Below are 1101 nucleotides of genomic sequence, written 5' to 3' on the forward strand. Positions count from 1 at the left end.
GAGACCATCACGCGTGGTGGCATGGCTTTTTCGAGTTCTCGCAGCACCTGGCGCGGGTGCAGATAGCTGCCGCCGGTGGGCGTCTTCTCGCCCTTGGCTTCCTCGATGGCGTCGAGGCTGAACTGGTCACGCTCGTGGGTCCACTCGTCGAGCTCTTTCTCCCATGCGGCCTTCTCGGCCTTGATCTTCGCGGCGCGCTCGGCCTTGCTGGCGTCGCAGGCCAGCGTCTTGCCTTGCAGGCGCTTGAGCAGTTCCTTGGCGGTGGCCTTGGCGTCGCCGTGAATGCCCACAGTGATCTTCTTCACAAGGCCGAGGTTGGTGTGATCGGCCTCTACCTGGATGATCTTCGCGTCCTTCGGCCAGTAGTCCATGCCGTGCTGCGGCAGCGTTCCGAAGGGGCCCATGCGCGAGCCGAGTGCGAGCACCACGTCGGCCTGCGCGATGAGCTTCATCGCGGCCTTGGAGCCTTGATAACCCAACGGCCCCGCTGCCAGCGGGTGGCTCGCGGGGAAGGAGTCGTTGCGCAGGTAGCCGTTGGCCACCGGCGCGCCCAGGCGCTCGGCGAGTGCCTTGCACTCTTCCACCGCATCGCCCATGACCACGCCGCCGCCCGAGAGGATCACCGGAAACTTCGCCGAGGCCAGCAGTTCGACGGCGGCGTTCAGGCTGTTCTCGCCGCCCGCGCCGCGCTCCACGCGCATCGGCTTCGGGATCTCGGTGGTGATCTCGCCGTAGAAGTAGTCGCGCGGAATGTTGAGCTGCGTCGGGCCCATCTCGGAGATGGCGCGGTCGAAGCAGCGCGCCGTGTACTCGGCCATGCGCTTGGGGTTGTTCACGTGGCCCTGGTACTTGGTGAACTCCTGGAACATCGGCAGCTGGTTGGCTTCCTGGAAGCCGCCGAGGCCCATGCCCATGGTGCCGGTCTCGGGCGTGATCATCACGACCGGGCTGTGCGCCCAGTAGGCGGCCGCGATGGCCGTCACGCAGTTGCTGATGCCGGGGCCGTTCTGGCCGATCACGAGGCCGTGGCGGCCCGACACGCGCGCATAGCCGTCGGCCATGTGGGCGCCGCCCTGCTCATGCACCACCGGAATCAGGCGG

The 1101-nt window shown here is 67.2% G+C and carries 1 protein-coding gene; it reads right to left on the minus strand.

Translation table 11 applies throughout. The features are described 5' to 3' along the window. On the minus strand, positions 1 to 1101 hold a 1101-nt coding region (locus tag ACSFA3_RS25280; RefSeq protein ID WP_435508081.1), incomplete at both ends, for a thiamine pyrophosphate-binding protein.

Origin of the sequence: Variovorax glucosi (assembly GCF_051216695.1) — a bacterium.
Classification (GTDB): domain Bacteria; phylum Pseudomonadota; class Gammaproteobacteria; order Burkholderiales; family Burkholderiaceae_C; genus Variovorax.